Source organism: Thermotoga sp. 38H-to (assembly GCF_011057665.1).
Lineage (GTDB): Bacteria > Thermotogota > Thermotogae > Thermotogales > Thermotogaceae > Thermotoga.
The window spans coordinates 421,024-440,326 of sequence record NZ_LNFZ01000002.1; the positions used below are offsets into that span (position 1 = coordinate 421,024).

Annotated in this window: 19 protein-coding genes and 1 tRNA gene; all 20 read left to right on the plus strand. The window is 45.8% G+C overall.

All coding sequences use genetic code 11. The features are described 5' to 3' along the window. Positions 1 to 2: 2 nt before the first annotated feature. The 20 genes from tyrS to AS158_RS06295 all read left to right on the plus strand — a co-directional run bounded on the left by tyrS (position 3) and on the right by AS158_RS06295 (position 19,272). On the plus strand, positions 3 to 1,208 hold the full coding sequence (gene tyrS / locus AS158_RS06200) for a tyrosine--tRNA ligase (protein WP_165304719.1): 1,206 nt from the start codon (positions 3 to 5) through the stop codon (positions 1,206 to 1,208). Between the two features lie 82 nt (positions 1,209 to 1,290). Continuing rightward, positions 1,291 to 2,493 (plus strand): S-layer homology domain-containing protein, encoded by a 1,203-nt coding sequence (locus AS158_RS06205; protein WP_165304720.1) that lies wholly within the window; start codon positions 1,291 to 1,293, stop codon positions 2,491 to 2,493. A gap of 34 nt (positions 2,494 to 2,527) precedes the next feature. Next, positions 2,528 to 3,781 carry a hypothetical protein gene (locus AS158_RS06210; RefSeq protein WP_165304721.1) on the plus strand — a complete coding sequence of 418 codons (1,254 nt, stop codon included), beginning with the start codon at positions 2,528 to 2,530 and terminating at the stop codon, positions 3,779 to 3,781. Between the two features lie 67 nt (positions 3,782 to 3,848). Further along, positions 3,849 to 3,937 (plus strand) — tRNA-Ser (locus AS158_RS06215). 37 nt (positions 3,938 to 3,974) lie between these two features. Continuing rightward, positions 3,975 to 4,499, plus strand: a complete 525-nt coding sequence (locus AS158_RS06220) for an isochorismatase family cysteine hydrolase (RefSeq protein ID WP_038054712.1) — start codon at positions 3,975 to 3,977, stop codon at positions 4,497 to 4,499. 10 nt (positions 4,500 to 4,509) lie between these two features. After that, positions 4,510 to 5,805, plus strand: a complete 1,296-nt coding sequence (locus AS158_RS06225; protein ID WP_038054714.1) for a nicotinate phosphoribosyltransferase — start codon at positions 4,510 to 4,512, stop codon at positions 5,803 to 5,805. A 13-nt stretch (positions 5,806 to 5,818) separates the two neighbouring features. Next, a complete protein-coding gene (gene pdxS / locus AS158_RS06230; RefSeq protein ID WP_004081493.1) occupies positions 5,819 to 6,700 on the plus strand; it encodes a pyridoxal 5'-phosphate synthase lyase subunit PdxS in 882 nt (293 codons plus the stop codon). 3 nt (positions 6,701 to 6,703) lie between these two features. After that, complete coding sequence (gene pdxT, locus AS158_RS06235) at positions 6,704 to 7,270, plus strand: pyridoxal 5'-phosphate synthase glutaminase subunit PdxT (RefSeq protein ID WP_004081494.1); 567 nt, start codon at positions 6,704 to 6,706, stop codon at positions 7,268 to 7,270. After that, positions 7,267 to 7,896, plus strand: a complete 630-nt coding sequence (locus AS158_RS06240) for a diguanylate cyclase (protein ID WP_165304722.1) — start codon at positions 7,267 to 7,269, stop codon at positions 7,894 to 7,896. Before pdxT ends, AS158_RS06240 begins: the two co-directional genes overlap by 4 nt. Before the next feature lie 40 nt (positions 7,897 to 7,936). Next, entirely contained in the window at positions 7,937 to 8,926 is a 990-nt protein-coding gene (locus tag AS158_RS06245) for a YbhN family protein (RefSeq protein ID WP_081501862.1), read from the plus strand. Then, the gene (locus AS158_RS06250; protein ID WP_165304723.1) at positions 8,923 to 9,516 is read left to right on the plus strand and encodes a TIGR03936 family radical SAM-associated protein; all 594 of its coding nucleotides are present in this window, start codon (positions 8,923 to 8,925) and stop codon (positions 9,514 to 9,516) included. The genes AS158_RS06245 and AS158_RS06250 overlap by 4 nt, the downstream gene beginning before the upstream one ends. After that, a complete protein-coding gene (locus tag AS158_RS06255) occupies positions 9,509 to 9,877 on the plus strand; it encodes a response regulator (protein ID WP_165304724.1) in 369 nt (122 codons plus the stop codon). The genes AS158_RS06250 and AS158_RS06255 overlap by 8 nt, the downstream gene beginning before the upstream one ends. Continuing rightward, the gene (locus tag AS158_RS06260; RefSeq protein WP_165304725.1) at positions 9,870 to 11,207 is read left to right on the plus strand and encodes a PP2C family protein-serine/threonine phosphatase; all 1,338 of its coding nucleotides are present in this window, start codon (positions 9,870 to 9,872) and stop codon (positions 11,205 to 11,207) included. Before AS158_RS06255 ends, AS158_RS06260 begins: the two co-directional genes overlap by 8 nt. Then, complete coding sequence (locus AS158_RS06265) at positions 11,207 to 11,968, plus strand: YebC/PmpR family DNA-binding transcriptional regulator (RefSeq protein WP_038054720.1); 762 nt, start codon at positions 11,207 to 11,209, stop codon at positions 11,966 to 11,968. Before AS158_RS06260 ends, AS158_RS06265 begins: the two co-directional genes overlap by 1 nt. Before the next feature lie 8 nt (positions 11,969 to 11,976). Continuing rightward, positions 11,977 to 12,693: a hypothetical protein gene (locus AS158_RS06270; protein WP_038054722.1), complete on the plus strand. Its 717-nt coding sequence runs from the start codon at positions 11,977 to 11,979 to the stop codon at positions 12,691 to 12,693. After that, positions 12,635 to 13,483: a protein-glutamate O-methyltransferase CheR gene (locus AS158_RS06275; RefSeq protein WP_165304726.1), complete on the plus strand. Its 849-nt coding sequence runs from the start codon at positions 12,635 to 12,637 to the stop codon at positions 13,481 to 13,483. Before AS158_RS06270 ends, AS158_RS06275 begins: the two co-directional genes overlap by 59 nt. Next, positions 13,484 to 14,044 carry a signal peptidase II gene (locus tag AS158_RS09315; RefSeq protein WP_165304727.1) on the plus strand — a complete coding sequence of 187 codons (561 nt, stop codon included), beginning with the start codon at positions 13,484 to 13,486 and terminating at the stop codon, positions 14,042 to 14,044. It begins immediately after the preceding gene. Continuing rightward, positions 13,956 to 14,837 (plus strand): RluA family pseudouridine synthase, encoded by an 882-nt coding sequence (locus AS158_RS06285; RefSeq protein WP_241241268.1) that lies wholly within the window; start codon positions 13,956 to 13,958, stop codon positions 14,835 to 14,837. Before AS158_RS09315 ends, AS158_RS06285 begins: the two co-directional genes overlap by 89 nt. After that, positions 14,834 to 17,362 carry a DNA polymerase III subunit alpha gene (locus AS158_RS06290; protein WP_165304729.1) on the plus strand — a complete coding sequence of 843 codons (2,529 nt, stop codon included), beginning with the start codon at positions 14,834 to 14,836 and terminating at the stop codon, positions 17,360 to 17,362. Before AS158_RS06285 ends, AS158_RS06290 begins: the two co-directional genes overlap by 4 nt. Positions 17,363 to 17,427: 65 nt before the next feature. Next, a complete protein-coding gene (locus AS158_RS06295; protein WP_165304730.1) occupies positions 17,428 to 19,272 on the plus strand; it encodes an ABC transporter substrate-binding protein in 1,845 nt (614 codons plus the stop codon). Positions 19,273 to 19,303 lie beyond the last annotated feature (31 nt).

Sequence of the window (19,303 nt, forward strand, 5' to 3'; positions counted from 1 at the left end):
GGATGACGCCGGAAGAACAGGTGAAAATTCTCAAAAGAAATGTTGTTGACCTCATAAGCGAAGAAGAACTCCTCGACAGAATAAAAAGAAAGGGAAAACTCCGCGTGAAACTCGGCGTGGATCCCTCAAGGCCCGATTTGCATCTGGGTCACGCGGTCGTTCTGAGGAAGTTGAGAGAGTTTCAAGAGCTCGGTCACACGGTCGTTCTGATCATAGGAGACTTCACCGCACGCATTGGTGATCCCTCTGGAAGGAACGAAACGCGTCCCATGCTGACCAAAGAAGAGGTTCTGGAGAACGCAAAGACCTATCAGGAACAGGCCTTCAAGATACTGGATCCAGAAAGAACGGAGCTTCGATTCAACGGTGAATGGCTCGACAGGATGACCTTCGCGGATGTGATCGTTCTGGCTTCAAAGTACACGGTTGCGAGGATGCTCGAGAGAGACGATTTCGCAAAGAGATTCAAAGAAGGCATTCCCATCGCCGTATCGGAGTTTCTGTACCCGCTCGCACAGGCCTACGATTCCGTTGCCATCCAGGCAGATGTGGAACTCGGCGGAACGGATCAGCTTTTCAACCTCCTTGTGGGAAGGAAGATACAGGAAGAATACGGTCAAGAGCCCCAGATCGTCATGACGATGCCGATCATCGAGGGAACAGACGGAAAATTGAAGATGAGCAAAAGCTACGGAAACTACATCGCTTTCAACGATCCGCCCGAGGAGATGTACGGGAAACTCATGTCCATACCTGATGAACTCATCATAAAATACATGCACCTTCTCACGAACATCCCAGAAGAACGGATCGAAGAGTACGAGAAAAAGATGAAGGAAAAAACGATCAATCCACGAGACGTAAAGATGGTTCTCGCGTACGAAATAACCCGTTTCTTCCACGGAGAGGAAAACGCAAAGAAGGCCCAGGAACAATTCGTGAAAGTCTTTCAAAAGAAAGAAATTCCTGACGAGATGCCGGTCGTTGAGATTTCTCAGGATAAGAACATCGTGGATCTCCTCGTGGAGATAGGAGCTGCATCCAGCAAAAGTGAGGCTAAAAGACTCGTTTCTCAAGGTGGAGTGTACATCGACGGAGAGAGGATAGAGGACATAAAATTCACTGTAGAACCTGATGGAGAGCGAGTTTTGAGAGTTGGAAAGAGGAAGTTCTACAGAATATCAGGTGGAGAGACAAAAAAACTTTAGAAAACTCTTGAATTTCCTTTGGACGGGATGGTATAATCACCACAGGATTTAACTGTGATCAATAAGAAGGGAGGTTTGTCCCATGAAGAGAGTTCTTCTTACCGTTGCAATGCTGTCCGTTTTCTTCTCAGCGATGTTCGCGTTCTTCCCTGATGTTCCAAAAGATCACTGGGCTTACGAGTACGTCTGGAAGCTGTGGCAGAGGGGTATCTTCATAGGTTATCCGGACGGCGAGTTCAAAGGGGACAGGTACATCACCAGATACGAAGCAGCGACTGCGGTGAGCAGGCTCCTCGATTTCATCGAACAGAAGATGCTTGCAGGTGCTTCAGGTGATCTGGCACAGGTTGTTGGAAATCTCTCCGACAAGTACATGGCCCTCGAGGAGAAGGTTAACGGTCTCACCGGCATACTGGACACTCTGGCATCCCAGATAGGTACCACTCAGGCCAATCTCACAGAAACCGAAAGAGAACTGCTCGAGAAGATCGATTCTGTGAAAGAAGAGATCGAGATGGAGTTCGACAAAGAGATCTCGCTCAACAGAGAAGTTGTGAACAACATCGGGCTCAAACTTGGAAATCTCTCCAGAGACTACGAAAGATACAAGGAGAATGTGGACGCAAAGATCTCCGAAGTGAACGAAAAACTCGCAGCCCTTGAAAAGGACCTTGGAAACAAGATCGCCGATCTCGAAGGAATAGTCAACCTTCACGAGAAAGACATCATAAACATCTACAACAAGATCAGTTCCGTTAACGAAGAACTCAACAACAAAATCGCCGCGGCAGAAGAGAAACTCTCCAGGAAAGATGAAGAAATCTCCGCAATGGTCGAACTTCACGAAAAAGACATCATAAACCTCTACAACAAAGTCGCTGCACTCAACGAAGATCTCAACAAAAAAATACTTGACACGAAGGCCGAACTTTCTGCTAAAATAGAGTCACAGGAGAAAACGTTGAACATGGTCTACACAAAACTCCTCGACACAGAAAGCAAATTGAACGATGAGATTTCCGCTCTCAAGGAAAAAGACGCAGAGATACAGAAGATGGTTGATCTTCACGAACAGGACATCATCAACGTGTACGGCAAAATATCTTCTCTTGAAGAAGACCTCAATCTGAAATACGACGAAACCAACGAAAAAATCGATCAGGTGAAAACAGAACTCGAAAGCAAAATCGAAAGCGTGAAGGCTTACAACAGAAATCTCAGCATCCTCACAGGCGCGTTCTTTGGAATTCTCGGTCTCATTCTGATCGCAATCAGTGGTAAATAAAACCAAAATTTATTCTGAGGGGAGGTAAGATGTTATGAAGAAGTTGCTCGCTCTTTTCCTGGTACTGGGTCTTTTAGTCACAGCAGCGTTTGCCTACGAAGACGTCGTTAAAGTCAATGTCTCTGGAACTGGCTACTTCAACGCGTACCTCGATGAAGAAGGCATCGATCTTGAAGGTGGTATTAGTGATTTGTCTGTGTCCATTTCTCCAAGCTCTGGCAGTGTAACAGCACCTGCTACCATTACAGCAGAATTTTCCATTGACGTCCTTGGACCAACCGCTTCTCTCAGCAAGATAGCTGTCACAACAGATCTGTTCGATCTCACTTACTACAACTCTGATATCTATGGGGATGGCTATGTGTTCTACTACGTAGGAGACAGAGCACTTGAATTTACGCCAAAACTTGGTCTTGAAGGAATTTCTCTGACCGCCTACTTTGCAGACATTGTGTCTGAGACAGATCTCACCAACGCCACGAATGATACCAACAACTACTTCGACGATGCCGTTGCTCTGAAACTCGGCGTGACAAACCTTGATCTTCTCGATGCAACACTCTTTGGTGCGTTCTATGATACCGATACGAACAATGCTACAAGCGCGTATGGCTATGCTGCCCACTTGAATCTCACTGGAAAAGACATCCTTGAAAATCTCGTGGTCGATCTTGCCTACGCCTACGAAGCAACCAGCATGTACCTGGTAGAAGCACAGTACAGCAAGTCCTTTGAAATGGAACCTGTTACTCTGACGGTGTCTCCATACTTTGTCTATTCTGAAGGAGCCCCCACATACTACGACGATGATTCTGTTGATGGCGATGGCTGGACAGCACCCTGGGGATCCAAACTCGTGAAAGTTGGTCTCAAAGCGGAAGCTGGTGTCACCGATGAAGTGACCTTCAGTGCAGAACTGACACCGACTTACGATCTTGATGCCAATTCTTTCAGCCTGCCTGTGACGCTTGCTCTTGCTTACGACTCCGATATGGCAGAGGCAAATGTGAGCGCTTCCTGGGATGATGCTGTCGCTTCTGCTACTAATGTCACCATCGATGCCAACCTGACAGTCACAGCTGTTGAGAATCTCAAAGTCAAAGCAGCTGCACAGTACAAAGTTGACACCAACGAACTTGGATACAACGTTGACACCAGCTACGTCTACGGACCTCTCACAACAGGATTCTTCTTCGGAACATTGTTTGATTCCAATAGTGATGGTACTGCTGATATCAACGATTACTTCACCTGGTACCTCTACTTGAAAGCTTCCGTTGCATTCTAATCCAAACCATCATAAATCAACCCCCGGCACTTGCCGGGGGGTTTGTTTTGTTGTATAATTTAAAACTGGAGGCGTGTCCGAACTGGCTAAGGAGCCGGTCTTGAAAACCGGTGGGCCGGAAGGCCCGTGTGGGTTCGAGTCCCACCGCCTCCGCCAGCCCCGCACGGGGCTTTTCTTTTTAGGGGGTGAAAACGTGAGAGCGCTTCTTGTGATAGACCTTCAGAGAGATTTCGTGGACAGAGGAGGTGCTCTCTACTTCGAGGGTGCGGAAAGGGTGATCGACCCCGTTTTGAAATGGGTTGAAGAGTTCAAAAAGGAGAACCTCCCCATCATCACCACCCAAGACTGGCATGATCCTGAAGACAGAGAATTCAGCCTCTGGCCGAAACACTGTGTTGCGAACACCGATGGTGCAAGACTCACCGAAAAGCTCGAGAAAGCCCTGGAAGACTATCCCAATCACTTCTCTGTGAAGAAAAACCGATACAGTGCCTTCTACAACACAAATCTTGAAAAGGTAATCAGGGACAACGAAATAGACGAAGTCTACGTCTGTGGAGTTGTAACACACATTTGTGTACTCTTCACCGTTGAAGAGTTGAGAAACAGGGATATCCCTGTTAAAATAATCACTGAAGGCGTTGCTTCTTACGATGAAGGGCTTCACCGTTTTGCACTGAGAGAAATGAAAGAAATCTTAGGAGCAGAACTCATCTGAGGTGATCAATGTGAAAAGACTCAGTCCAGAGGTCTTCAAGGTTCCCATCGACCGCATCAGAAACGGTTACTACTCCGATATTTATTTCATAAACTACGTGAAAGTCCTGAAGAAAGACAACCACCATCCACGGGTGTACTACCAGTTCTTTCCGAGAAAAGACGCTACTATCTGTGGAATTGACGAGGCTCTCGCCATCTTGAAGTTCTGCACAGGATACTACAGAGACGAAGAAAAAGCAAGAGAGCTCTTCGAGGAGATCTTGAAAATAGACAAAGAAATGCAGGCAGCTTCAGTTGAAATGAACGTTCAGAGGATTCTGGAGCTCACTCAGAAAAAGTGGGACCTCAGATTGAAATTGAACGATCTGTGGGTTGACAAATGGGAAGAAATAGAAGTACACGCCCTCTACGACGGCGAGGAAGCGAAAGAAGGAGAGCCAGTAATGACGATAGAAGGAGATCCCACCTATTTCGGGTATCTTGAGACGGTTCTCCTTGGGGTGATTGCAAGAGCAACCAGCACGGCGACTGCCGTCAAGAAAGTAGTGAAAGCGGCGAGAGGAAAACCCGTGCTTTTCTTCAGCGCCCGTTTCGATCACTACTGGGTCCAAGCAACGGACGGCTACGCAGCGCTCAAGGCCGGAGCTTTTGGAGTTTCGACGGACGCGAACGCGGACTACTGGGGCGTCAAATCGATGGGAACGATGCCGCATGCTCTGATAGCTTGCTACGACGGAAAGACCGAAGATGCTGCCATCGCGTTCGATATTCACATGGAGGAAGACGTGAACAGGATCATTCTTGTGGACTGGGACAACGATGTGATAGGAACGACCTTCAGGGTCATCGAAAAATTCTACGAGTACGTGATGAAAAAGCCGTTCAAACTCGGAGTGACAGATCCTTCACCGATCATAGGTCCCGGAAAGAACAAGATATGGGGTGTGAGGTTCGACACTTCCGGGAATCTAAGAGATAAATCCGTGGTACCAAAGGACGAGTCTTCCTTTGGGGTGTGCCCGGAACTCGTCTGGAGAGCCCGTCAGGAGTTCGACAGAGTGGGGCTCAAGGATCTGAAGATAGTCGTCTCTGGAGGATTCGACGAGAAGAAGATAGATCTCTTCGAAAGACTCGGAGTTCCTGCAGATGCTTATGGTGTTGGATCTCGCCTTCTGAGGGAGAAAGTGGACATCACAGCCGATATCGTTGAAGTCAATGGTAGACACTGTGCGAAGGTGGGAAGGTACAAGATAGAAAACCCCAGACTGAAAAAAGTGGAGAAGCGCTACTGGGAAGAAGAGTGAGGAGGTGGATGGAATGGAAATCAAAAAGGGCACCTGGATCATAAAGAAAGGTTTTGCGGAGATGTTCAAGGGTGGCGTCATCATGGACGTCACCTCTGCTGAACAGGCAAAGATCGCAGAAGAAGCGGGAGCAGTCGCCGTCATGGCCCTCGAAAGGGTTCCCGCCGATATCAGAAAAGAAGGTGGAGTCGCAAGGATGGCTAGCATCGCAAAGATCAGAGAAATCATGGAAGCAGTGTCCATCCCTGTGATGGCGAAGGTGAGAATCGGTCACATAGCCGAAGCAAAGATACTGGAGGAACTCGGAGTTGACTTCATCGACGAATCCGAAGTCCTCACACCAGCTGACGACAGGTTCCACATCAACAAACACGAATTCAAAGTGCCCTTTGTCTGCGGTGCAAGGGATCTCGGGGAAGCTCTCAGAAGAATAGCGGAAGGTGCAGCCATGATCAGAACGAAGGGAGAAGCCGGAACGGGAAACGTTGTAGAAGCAGTGAAGCACATGAGAAGGGTGATGGAACAGATAAAACAGGTGACGAAGATGGAAGACGAAGAACTCGTCGCTTACGGAAAAGAAATAGGAGCTCCCGTCGAGCTTCTCAGAGAGGTCAAGAGACTTGGAAGACTTCCCGTTGTGAACTTCGCAGCGGGTGGTGTGGCAACTCCTGCGGATGCGGCTCTCATGATGATGCTCGGAGCAGATGGAGTGTTCGTGGGATCCGGTATCTTCAAGTCCAAGGATCCGAGAAAGATGGCGAAAGCCATGGTGCTGGCCGTTACCTACTGGGACAATCCAAGGATACTCCTCAAGATCTCCGAAGACATAGGAGAGCCGATGAGAGGGCTCGATGTCGAAGAACTCGAAGTGAGAATGCAGGAGAGAGGGTGGTAAAGAATGAAGATAGGCGTTCTGGGTGTTCAGGGAGACGTCAGAGAACACGTGGAAGCTCTCCATAAACTCGGAGTTGAGACCCTGATAGTGAAACTTCCAGAGCAGCTGGACATGGTGGATGGCCTCATTCTGCCCGGTGGAGAATCGACCACCATGATAAGAATTCTCAAAGAGATGGATATGGATGAAAAGTTGGTGGAAAGAATAAACAACGGCCTTCCCGTCTTTGCAACGTGTGCCGGTGTGATCCTTCTCGCAAAGCGCATCAAAAACTACTCTCAGGAAAAACTAGGAGTTTTGGACATAACCGTTGAAAGAAATGCCTACGGAAGACAGGTCGAAAGTTTTGAGACGTTTGTAGAGATACCCGCTGTAGGAAAAGATCCGTTCAGAGCCATTTTCATAAGGGCTCCGAGGATCGTTGAAACAGGAAAGAATGTGGAAATTCTGGCAACTTACGACTATGATCCTGTTCTAGTGAAAGAAGGAAATATACTCGCGTGCACGTTTCACCCAGAACTCACCGACGATTTGAGACTGCACAGATACTTCCTGGAGATGGTGAAATGAAAGTGAAGATTGATCTGGAAGATGAAAAACTCCGTGAACGAATAGCCAGTATCGTTCAAGAGGCAGGTTTTTTCATAAATGAATCGGCGGATGTGATCATCACCGACGATTTGAAAAAACAGGGTCGGTGGGTGATTCTGGTTTCAAAGAACGTACCTGAAAATATCCCGGAAGGTGTGCTGGACGTGATCGATCCACGCCTTCCGGACTTTTTGCTGAGAAGAAAATTCGAAATGATGAAGGTGTACCTGATATTCCCATTTGGTATCCTCAGCTATCTCGAAGACGAATTCGAAAAATCAAAGCGATACGGATTTCCACTTTCTGTTATCTATCTCTTCTTCGAAGATGACGGCACAGCGAGACGCGTCTATGAAATCCTCCGGGAACTTTTGAGGTCCTCTGATAGATTCGATTTTCTAAAGAGAAACGAAATAATGATCGTTCTTCCTGGAACATCGAAAGAAGGTGCGGAGAGACTTCTTAAAAGATTGAAGAGAAAGTTCCTGAGATTAGACTGGACGAAACAACCGATTCTCGAGTACGGAATCGCTCAGGTCGAAGACTGGATGGAAACCGTTGAAGATCTGCTCGCATCCCTTGAATCCTCTCTGAGGAGGTTGTAAAAATCTGAGTAAAAAAGAGTGGATCAACATAATTCTGGCACTGGCTTTTGGATTTCTCGCCGTTGTTTTTATTTTCAGGGAAGTGGATCCCGCTGAATTTTCCAGATATTTTCATTTGAAATCTCTCCTTTACATGTTCCTTCTCTGCGGAACATTTGTTTTTTCTATCGTCATAGACTCTCTCAGGATGAAATGGCTCTACTCATTTGTGTGGAAAGAGAAGTTTCCACTGTACGATGCCTTCTTCAACAATTACATGAGTTTTGTCTTCAGCATGCTCACCCCTTTCTATTTTGGAGGACAGTTTTTCCAGACGTATCACCTCTCAAAAATGGGTTTCAAATCTGAACACAATGTGAACGTGATTCTTTCCAGATTTGTAGAATACCTGATCTCCGTTACTGTTCTTTCGATTCTGGGCCTTGTGAGATACAGAAACTTTCTCTTCTCGAACGCACTTTTGACTTCAAAGTTGATACTTCTCGCGTACCTCATCAGCGTATCGTTCATTGCTGTTTTGATGTCTGCGCTGATAAATCCTCCCCTCATCGCACGTCTTTTTAACGCTTTCAAAAGAATAAGATGGATAGATCGACTCATCAAAAAGATCACCAAAGCAGAAGACTGGGATACCAGATTTCTCGAATGGACAGAAAAATTGAAGGAAAGTGTTCAAGTACTCTGGAAAAGCGGCTTTATGTTTTTTGATTTTCCTCTCACTTTCATTTCCCTGCTTGTTCAATCTTTTGTTCTCTACCTTGCCATCTGGCTCACATCCGGAAAAATAGGTTTCCTCGATGTCACAGGCCTCTTCTATTTCTTGAGTTTGGTCGTGTTTTACATACCCACTCCTGGAGCGAGTGGAGGAGTGGAAGCGGTTTATCAGATCGTTTTTTCCAAGATTTTGAATTCTTCCGAAAAAACACTCGCCTCCATTCTCATCTGGAGGATTTCCACCTATTACCTTCCGATATTCATTGGTATAGCATTCCTCTTGATTTACCGCTATCCGAAGGAAGTGACAAAATGAAGATCGTTCTCAGATTCAAGAAAAAAGGAATGAGGAGATTTCTCTCAACACTTGAGTCCATAAAACTCGTGGAAAGATCCATAAGGAGAGCAGATTTTTCGATCGTTTTCACGGAAGGTTTCCACCCAAAACCGAAAATGAGCTTCCTCGACGCCATGCCGGTGGGTGTGGTGAACCTTGCTTTCTATGTGGAACTCATTGTGAAAAACATCTCAGAAAAACACATAGAGACTCTGAAAAGCATTCTCCCAAAGGATTTCGCTTTAGAAAGTGCATGGATCTTCGATGGAAACATCAACGAACTAGTCAACGCGTATCGTTTTTTGGTGATCTCAGAAAAACCCATGGATCTGGAAAAAGTAATTTTGAAAAAGAACAAAAAGATTTCGTTCAAAGAGAGTCTTCTGGATTTTGAAGTATCGAGTAGAAAAAAATATCACATTTTCAGGTATACTCAAAAGAGGGAGAAACTGATAAACCCGTTGCTTCTTGCAGAAGAAGGAACTTTTTTCTTACCCATATGTGAAGAGGCCATGACCGAACACGGTCCTCTTTCTTCTCTCCTCGAAAGGAGGGGTGCGTGTGTCTAAAAGGATTCTTCTTGTTGACGATTCGGCGGTTTTGAGAAAAATAGTTTCTTTCAATCTGAAAAAAGAAGGATACGAAGTGATAGAAGCGGAAAACGGGCAGATAGCCCTGGAAAAGCTTTCAGAATTCACACCAGACCTGATAGTTCTCGACATAATGATGCCCGTGATGGATGGGTTTACCGTGTTGAAAAAACTTCAAGAAAAAGAAGAATGGAAAGGAATTCCGGTGATAGTCCTCACGGCAAAGGGCGGTGAAGAGGACGAATCTCTGGCACTTTCCCTGGGTGCCAGAAAGGTCATGAGAAAGCCATTCAGTCCCTCCCAGTTCATCGAGGAGGTGAAGCATCTACTAAATGAATGAAAGGGAAATTTGCGAAAGAATCGCTGAAATCTTGAGTGTTGAACACAACTGTTTGAAAGGAATAGATGATCTTTTGAAGATCCTGGAGTACGAGATAAACGAATATCGAAAAAGCTTAGAAGAGCAGGCCATGTTCATGGAAGCCCAGATCGAAGAACTTTCGCGCTCGTACGAAGAAATATCAACCCTGCTCGAAATCTCGGAGATTTTCGGAACATTTGAATTTCCTTTGAACTTGCAGGACAAACTGGAAAAGGTTATTCGACTCCTCAGGAATGTGATAAAATTCGAAAGCTACCTTGTTCATCTTGAAAGTGAGCTAACATCTGGAGATCTAAACAGAGAAGAAATAGAAGCGGAAATAGGAAATGAAGAAAAGACCGTTCTGATAGAGCCTGGAAAATCTGAGAAATTTTCAAATCTTCTGTTTGTACCGATAAAAGGAAACAAATACTACGGATACGTGTGCTTCGCTGGAAAAGAAGACGGAGGAGTTTTCACCGCTGGCGACAGAAAGATAGCTGAGATGACAGCAAGATACATAGCGAGCGCTCTCGACAGACTGGATTTTCTCAAAAAGGAAATAGAACGCGAAAGGTTGGAAGAACAAATGAACATAGCAAGGCAGATACAGTCCAATCTTCTTCCCCGGAAAACTCCAGAGATTGGTTTCATAGAAGCGGATGCTTGTTCTCAACCCGCTGTTCAGGTTGGTGGAGATTATTACGATTTCTTCGTGTCACAGGAGAAAAGATTTCTCACAGTCGTGGGTGATGTGGCAGGAAAGAGTGTACCGGCGGCTCTGCTCATGAGTGCCGTGAGGAGTTATCTGAAAGTACTGGTCACCACGTGTCCCAATCTAGAAAGACTCGTGAACAGGTTGAACTCCATTCTCTGTGAAGATATGACAAACGATCGTTTTGTAACGATGGCTTTTATAGAAATATCTCCAGATGGAACTTTGAATCTTATAAACGCAGGACACAATCCAGTTTATTTCTTGCATAAAGGAGAGCTCGTCAAGCTTGAAGCTTCTGCAATCCCAATCGGTATAACAGAGTGGGAATACAAAAAACACTCTATTCATTTGAAACCTGGTACATTCGTTATATCTTACTCCGACGGATTGACAGAAGCGAGGAACGAAGCGGGCGAAGAATTCGGATACGAAAGGCTGGAAAATATATTGAGGGAATTCAAGGGTGAAACATCCGCCGAATTGCTGGAGATGCTGAGAAAAAACGTTAAGTCGTTTATAGGAGATGCCCAGCAACATGATGATATGACAATCGTGGTGTTAAAATATAAAGGACAGCAGGAGGTGGAATGATGTCAGGTCATAACAAGTGGGCCAATATTAAACACAGGAAGATGGCCCAGGATGCGAAGAAATCCAAGATTTTCACAAAACTAATCAGAGAAATCATCGTTGCGGCAAGAGAAGGAGGAGGAAACATAGAAACAAATCCGCGATTGAGAGCGGCAGTTGAAAAAGCAAGGGCGGAAAACATGCCCAAAGAAAACATTGAAAGAGCCATAAAGAGAGGAACAGGAGAACTCGAGGGAGTAGACTACCAGGAAGTGATCTACGAAGGATACGCACCCGGAGGAGTCGCCGTGTACATCAGAGCGCTCACAGACAACAAAAACAGAACCGCTCAGGAGCTCAGGCATCTGTTCAACAAATACGGTGGCAGCCTTGCGGAAAGCGGTTCGGTGAGCTGGATATTCGAAAGAAAGGGTGTTATCGAAATCTCGAGAGATAAGGTGAAAGATCTGGAAGAACTCATGATGATCGCTATAGACGCGGGTGCGGAAGACATAAAAGACACAGAAGATCCAATACAGATAATCACAGCACCTGAGAACATCTCAGAAGTGAAGAGCAAGCTGGAAGAAGCCGGTTACGAGGTGGAATCTAAGGTAACATTCATCCCTAAAAACACGGTGAAAGTCACAGGCAAAGATGCCGAAAAAGTTCTTGAATTTCTCAACGCGCTGGAAGATATGGACGACGTGCAGGAAGTGTATTCGAACTTTGAAATGGACGACAAAGAGATGGAGGAGATACTTTCCAGGCTGGAAGGATAACCCTGATTTTGTTTGTTTTAGTAACTGTCTCTGCATACGCTGGTTTCATCGAAGTGGGAGCAGGAGTTTATAATGGTTCTCCCACACTGGGTTTCGTGCTGTCTCCCGAACTCAAAACAGATTTCATAGAAGGAAAATTCAGGTTCGATTTTTTTGCAAGTTTTTCGGAAGGGGAGCTTTCTCTCCTTCCTTTCATTTACGGCAATCCTGTTTATTTCCGATTCGGAATCGATGATTTTTCATTCGAATATCACGCACCGACAGTTTTGAAGGCATCTTTTGTACCGTTCAAAAAGAGCTGGAACGTGAGACTTGGTTTCATGGGTAGTATCTGGAACGGAGAAAATGTTTTCTTCTTCACGGAGAAACCTGTGTTTCTCGTTTTGTCGAACGATGGTAACTACCATATCGGTCTGAACTTCAAAGTATTCGATACAGGCCTCGAACTCTTCGTTGAAAACGAAAAACCCGGTGTCTGGTTGGAACTTGGGAGTTTAAAAGTTGGTGTTTCAAACTGGATTGGTTTGATCTTCGAGCGTAAAAAAGCAGTGGTCCGTCTTCTTTACGATGGAGAATTCAAACCCGGTTTGACGTTGCTCGAGGAAAACGGATGGATCTTCATCAACAGCGACTACGTAGAAGGAAGTTGGAAGGTGGGAAGATTCCATGCAGGAGGAAAGATCGGAAAAGAAAATTGGGCCTTTCAAATTTCAATCGAATTTTGAGTGGAAGGAATTTCCTCAGGAGGAATTCGAATGGTTCGTGAAAGAAATTGAAAAGAGGTTCGGGCTGAACCTCTCTTCTTACAAACCGCAGAGGGTAAAGCGCAGAACAGAACTTCTTCTCAGGAAGTACAACGTAGATTACAGAGAGTATATAAACATGCTCACAAAGGACAAGAAGTACCTCGATGAATTCATGGATAAGATGACGATAAACGTGACAGAGTTCTTCAGAAATCCGGAAAAATGGTGGGAACTGAGAGATGAAATCATTCCTCTGATTGCAAAAAATTCCCTTAGGATGAAGTTCTGGAGCGCGGGTTGTTCCTCTGGAGAGGAACCGTACTCCCTGGCCATCCTGGTTCACGAACTCAATCTTTCCTATAAAACTCGTATTCTGGCAACGGACATCGACATCGGCGTGCTTAGAAGAGCCCAGGAAGGGATTTACGAAGAAAGGGCCTTCGTCAGCACTCCAAAGGAATACCTGGAAAAATACTTTGAGAAGCTACCAGATGGAAGGTACAGGATAAAAGATTCTGTGAAGAAAATCGTGGAATTCAAAAGGCACGATCTTTTGAGAGATCCGTTCGAAAAGAACTTCGATCTGATATTGTGTCGAAACGTGGTTATTTACTTCGAACCAGAAGCGAAAAATGAGCTCTACAGGAAGTTCGCTGAATCCATGAAACTGGGAGGTTTCTTCTTCGTCGGAAACACCGAAAGAATTTTCAACTACAAGGAACTGGGATTTGAGATATACAAACCGTTCATCTACAGAAAGGTGAAGTAAATGGCATTTGTGATGGTTCTCACGATTGTTTTGGATCAGCTCACAAAGCGGATAGCAAGCGGGATACACGGAACTTTCTTCATAGTTCCAGGTTTTTTGAGATTCGTGAAAGCAACCAATCGAGGAATCGCACTCGGGCTGTTTAAAAATCTTTCCGAACATCTTCTCTGGACCGTGATGTTTGTTGTTGTTTTTCTCTCTCTAATTCCTTACATTTTCAAGTTCAGCAGACTGGAAAGAATAGCCATGGGTTTCATTCTGGGAGGAGCCCTCGGCAACCTCCTCGACAGGATCAGATTTGGATACGTTCTCGATTTCTTGAACCTGACCTTTCTTCCAACGGTATTCAACCTCGCGGACGTGTTCATCATAGTCGGGGGATCACTTATGATACTGGGAGTCTTCAGAGGTGGAGACAATGAGAGTTTGGAGGGTCGAAAAAAGAGAAGAGGGCTGGAGACTGGATCAGTTTCTGAAGGAGAAGACACCGTCGTGGATCTCGAGATCACTGATTCAAAAAGCGATAAAAGAGGGAAGAGTGAAGGTCAACGGTCAGATTAAAAAACCGAGTTACAAGTTGAAAGAGGGAGAGATAGTAGAGGTTGACCTTCCTGAAAAACCGCAGGAAGCAACCGTTCAGCCCGAAGAAATAGAGTTGAAGGTACTTTATGAGGATAGAGACATTGTAGTTATCGACAAACCCAGAGACATGATCGTTCATCCCGTTCCCTCCAAACTCAGCGGAACGCTCGTGAATGCTCTTCTTCATCACTGTAAAGATCTTCAGGGGGTTGGAAGAAAGCTCCGGCCGGGAATAGTTCACAGGCTCGACAAAGAGACCTCTGGTGTCATGGTAGTAGCCAAAAATGACTTCGCACATCAAAGCCTCTCGAAGCAGTTCAAAGATCGAAAGGTGAAGAAGACCTACATACTCCTGGCGAAAGGCAGAATGAAAAATGATGAAGGAGTTATCGATCTTCCACTCGCGAGACATCCCGTTCTGAGGATAAAAATGGCCGTCGTTGAAACAGGGAAGGAAGCGATCACGGAGTACAGAGTTCTGAAAAGGTTCGATGACGTTGCGACGCTCGTTCTCGCCTTTCCTAAAACGGGTAGAACACACCAGATCAGGGTGCACATGAAAAGCCTCGGACATCCGATCATGGGAGACAAAATCTATGGGAAGCCGAAAGAAGATGAGATCTTCGGAATAAAAAGGCAGATGCTTCACGCCCTGAGACTCGGTTTCTTCCACCCTCGAACGGGTGAATGGATGGAGTTTGTCTCACCCCTGCCGGAAGACTTCAAAGAAGCCATCAGAAAGATCTATGAGTACGTGAGGGAAAGGTCATGATTCCATGGGTGATATCTCCCTATTCTTTCGATGGCTCAGTCGTTCGATTCGAAAAACTGGCCCTTCTCTTGAAAAGAAAGGGACTGAAATCTGTCGTTCTTGCCGACAGAAACTTCCACGCTGCTGTGAAGTTCAATACGATCATGAGAAAACACGACTTGATACCAGTTCACGGTCTCTGGAAAGACAGCAGAATCTTCATCGCGAGAAACAGAGAAGAATTCGACAGTCTGGTCAGGTACTACAACGGAGAAACAGATAAACTCGAAAACGTACCTGTTTTCCATGAAAGCGAACTAACACCTGTAAGATATCTCGATGTCTCTGAAAAAAAGGCCAGCATCTTCATGAGAAAGATCTTCGGACTCGACGAAGACGTTCAGGGTTTTCCAGAAAAATGTGAAGATGCGGCCGACGCTTTGAACACAGAAGCCTACGATCTCAGCGTGAATCACAGATTTCCCACACCTCCAAAAGATTGGAACGAATTACTAATAAAAAAGGCAGAGTCGCTGGGTGAAGAGTACGTCAGCCGCCTGAAGAGAGAACTCGAGGTGATAAAAAGAAAGGGCTTCGCCCCGTACATCTACACGGTGGAAAAAGTGGTAGAGATCGCAAAGAAAATGGACATAAAAGTCGGTCCTGGAAGAGGAAGTGCGGTGGGTTCTCTCGTTGCGTACCTGTGTGGAATAACCGAGGTGGATCCCATAAAATACGACCTTCTTTTTGAACGCTTTCTGAACGAAGAAAGGCAGGAACCCCCCGATATAGATGTGGATGTGGAAGACAGAAAAAGAAAAGACCTGATAAGGGAACTATCAAAGTCTTTTCAGGTCTATCAGGTTTCAACCTTCGGGAACCTCACAGAGAAATCGCTGGAAAACCTCATAAACTCCGTTCTTCCAGATGCGTCTCTCGAAGAGAAAAACGAAATCTACAAAATCGTTTACGGACTGCCACACCATCCCAGTGTTCACGCCGCGGGAGTCGTGATCTCAGAAAATCCTCTTCCATTGCCTACAAGAACGGAAGAAAATATTCCGATAACGGACTACGACATGTACGATCTCCAAGAAATAGGTGTTGTGAAGATCGATATACTGGGTCTTAAAACCCTCTCGTTCATAAAAGATTTCAAAAAAGAGGTTTTTGACTATTCCGACGAAAAAACGTACCATATCATCTCCAAAGGAAAAACCCTCGGTGTGTTCCAGCTTGAAGGCCTTCAGGCAAGAAAACTGTGCAGAAGAATCTCTCCCAGAAACATGAACGAACTCTCCACTCTCCTTGCCCTAAACAGACCTGGCCCGTTGAGGTCTGGTCTGGACGTCATGTTTTCGAATCCAAAGAATGTTCCCGCGTTTTTCAGGAAGATGTTTCCAGAGACAAGAGGGGTTCTGATCTATCAGGAACAGATCATGCGACTCGCCATGTTCGCGGGCCTCTCAGGCACCGAAGCGGATATTTTGAGGAGGGCCATTGCGAAGAAAGAAAGAGAAAAAATGGAACCACTCCTTGAAAAGATGAAAAAAGGCCTCCATGAAAAAGGTATGGAGAACGCAGAACAGATTCTCGAAATCCTCCTGAACTTTTCCTCGTACGCCTTCAACAAATCTCACAGCGTCGCATACGCTCACATCACATACCAAACGGCATATTTAAAAGCCCATCATTTTGAAGAATTTTTCAAACTCTACTTCGCGTACAATTCTTCCGACACCGGAAAGATCTTCCTTGCCGTTCAGGAACTGAGAAACGAAGGATACAGAGTACATCCCCCAGATATCAACATCTCCGGGAAAGATCTGACCTTTCATGGTAAAGACGTTTATCTTCCCCTGACGGTTGTGAAAGGATTGGGAACGACCCTGGTTGAACAGATCGAAAAAATCAGGCCGATCAGTAGTGTGAGAGATCTCCAGGAGAAGGTAATCGGCGTTCCAAGAAACGTTATAGAAAATCTGATCATAGCAGGCGCTTTCGACGGACTTTATGAAAACAGAAAACTGGCACTGGAAGAACTGAATAAGAAGGTTGAGAAAGATATTCTGGAAATTCGAAGTCTCTTTGGAGAAAAGGTGGAGCAGGAAAGTTCAAACGTTAAAATAGGAGATATCACCGAACTCGAAGAGAAAAGCATGGGATTTCCGTTGACACCAGTTCTCGAAGTCCCAACAGGGCTCTTTGCTTGTATAGCCGATGTCTTCACGTATGGTAGGATCCTTCCTGTGCTTGTCAAAAGAGTTTCGAGAAACATCGTGACGGATGGTCTTTCCGTTTGCCGTGTGAGCACAGACATTCCCGATGGTGTTCACCTTGTGCTCCTCTCACCCCTTCAGAAGATCATCAAAATCTGGCCCTTCAATGAAAACACCAGGTTCGTGTACAGAGTGGATTTTACCGCGACACTGGAAAAGGCCGGTCAAAACGAGATAACGGAAGTCCTTAAAAACGGGGCTGTCGTAAGGTATGAAGGATACAGACCTCTAACGGATGAATATCGCTACAGAGTCGTTCCTCGGTAAGCACAGTATGCTATAATTCAAATATAGTAAGGAGTCATCACATTTTTGGAAAGGGGGATTTCGTTATGAGGAAACTGTTTGTGCTGTTCCTGGCAATCCTATCAGTTCTGGCACTGGCCGAGGTGAAAAACCCGGACACCATAATCGACGCCACCATTGGAGAACCCGATACTCTAGACCCACACTACGCCTATGACACGGCGAGTGGTGAAGTCATCTACAACGTGTACGAGAACCTGATCGCCTACAAAGGAGAGAGCCTCACAGAATTCGAACCACGCCTTGCAGAAAGATGGGAAATCCTGGACGGAGGTAAAACCTACAAATTCTACATCAGAAAAGGTGTGAAGTTCCACGAAGGTGGAGATCTCGCACCGGAAGACGTGGAATACAGCTTTGAGAGAGGCCTCATTTTCGATCCAACAGCGGGTCCCATGTGGATGCTCTGGGAAGCCCTATTCGGTGTGGATTCACTGGAAACTTTCGTCGAGGAAAAGATCGGCAAGCCTTACAGCGAACTCTTCGACGAAAACGGTGAACCACTTCCAGAGTACAAAGACGCCCTCATAAAGATCTACACGGACTACATCGATCCTGCCATCGAAGTTGAAGGTGACGCCGTTGTGTTCCACCTCGTGAGACCCTTTGCACCGTTCATGTACATACTCGCCCAGAGCGCAAGCTGGAGTGCCGTCCTCGACAAAGAGTGGTGTATAGAGATAGGATGCTGGGACGGAAGAGCCGATACCTGGTGGAAGTACCACGATATCAGAAAAGAAGATTCTCCACTCTACGCGAGAATGAATGGAACTGGACCCTTCAAGTTCGTCGAATGGGACAGAGCCCAGCAGAAAGTCATCCTCGAACGAAACGACAACTACTGGAGAGAACCCGCGAAGATCAAAAGAGTTGTCATCTGGGGAATCGACGAGTGGAGCACAAGAAGGGCGATGTTCCTACAAGGAGATGCCGATATCTGCGCTGTTCCAACCCAGTACCTCGAACAGGTGGAAGGAAAACCCGGTGTCACCGTTATAAAAGGACTTCCTGAACTCGCAGTAACATCCCTTCACTTCGCATGGAACGTTCCCGAAGACAGCAAGTACATAGGCTCTGGAAAACTCGATGGAAACGGAATACCAACAGATTTCTTCACTGATGAAAATGTGAGAAAGGCCTTCATCTACGCGTTCGACTACGACACCTTCATAAATGAAGTCCTCAAGGGTCTTGGTAGAAAGATACCAACAGATCTTCCAGAAGGACTCCTTGGATTCAACGAAGAGCTGCTGAACGATCCCAACGCTCCACATTTCGATATTGTGAAAGCAACAGAGTACTTCCAGAAAGCGTGGAATGGAGAAGTCTGGAAGAAAGGATTCAAGATCACACTGCTTTACAACACTGGAAACGATGTGAGAAGAGCAGCTGCGGAAATGCTGAAGGCATACATCGAAATGATCAATCCAAAGTTCAAGGTTGAAGTAAGAGGTGTTCAATGGCCCACATATCTCGATGCAACCAAGAGAGGAGAAGTACCTGTTTTCATCATAGGATGGCTCGCAGATTATCCGGATCCTCACAACTTCATCTTCACCTACTACCACAGTGCAGGAGTTTATTCCGGAAGACAGGGCGAAAACTTCAGAAAGTTCGTCTCCACTCCACATCCCGATCTTGGCGGTAGAAGCCTCGACGAACTCATAGAAGAAGCAATCGCAAAGACCGATCCTGCAGAAAGACAGGCACTCTACGAAGAGATCCAGAAGTTCGCAATGAAGCACGCCCTTGGTATGCCTCTCTACCAACCACTCGGTGTGAGAGTCCAGAGAAGCTGGGTCAAGGGATGGTACTACAACCCAATGAGACCTGGTGACGACTACTACGTGCTCTGGAAAGCAGAAGAGTAAAGATCATAAAAAAATAAAAGGGGCTCCGAAA

Coding starts and splice junctions, on each gene's coding strand:
- pdxS (WP_004081493.1), top strand. CDS start 5,819: ATGGAAATCAAAAAGGGCACCTGGATCATAAAGAAAGGTTTTGCGGAG.
- AS158_RS09315 (WP_165304727.1), top strand. CDS start 13,484: ATGGCATTTGTGATGGTTCTCACGATTGTTTTGGATCAGCTCACAAAG.
- AS158_RS06205 (WP_165304720.1), top strand. CDS start 1,291: ATGAAGAGAGTTCTTCTTACCGTTGCAATGCTGTCCGTTTTCTTCTCA.
- pdxT (WP_004081494.1), top strand. CDS start 6,704: ATGAAGATAGGCGTTCTGGGTGTTCAGGGAGACGTCAGAGAACACGTG.
- AS158_RS06290 (WP_165304729.1), top strand. CDS start 14,834: ATGATTCCATGGGTGATATCTCCCTATTCTTTCGATGGCTCAGTCGTT.
- tyrS (WP_165304719.1), top strand. CDS start 3: ATGACGCCGGAAGAACAGGTGAAAATTCTCAAAAGAAATGTTGTTGAC.
- AS158_RS06260 (WP_165304725.1), top strand. CDS start 9,870: ATGAATGAAAGGGAAATTTGCGAAAGAATCGCTGAAATCTTGAGTGTT.
- AS158_RS06275 (WP_165304726.1), top strand. CDS start 12,635: ATGCAGGAGGAAAGATCGGAAAAGAAAATTGGGCCTTTCAAATTTCAA.
- AS158_RS06295 (WP_165304730.1), top strand. CDS start 17,428: ATGAGGAAACTGTTTGTGCTGTTCCTGGCAATCCTATCAGTTCTGGCA.
- AS158_RS06265 (WP_038054720.1), top strand. CDS start 11,207: ATGTCAGGTCATAACAAGTGGGCCAATATTAAACACAGGAAGATGGCC.
- AS158_RS06240 (WP_165304722.1), top strand. CDS start 7,267: ATGAAAGTGAAGATTGATCTGGAAGATGAAAAACTCCGTGAACGAATA.
- AS158_RS06210 (WP_165304721.1), top strand. CDS start 2,528: ATGAAGAAGTTGCTCGCTCTTTTCCTGGTACTGGGTCTTTTAGTCACA.
- AS158_RS06250 (WP_165304723.1), top strand. CDS start 8,923: ATGAAGATCGTTCTCAGATTCAAGAAAAAAGGAATGAGGAGATTTCTC.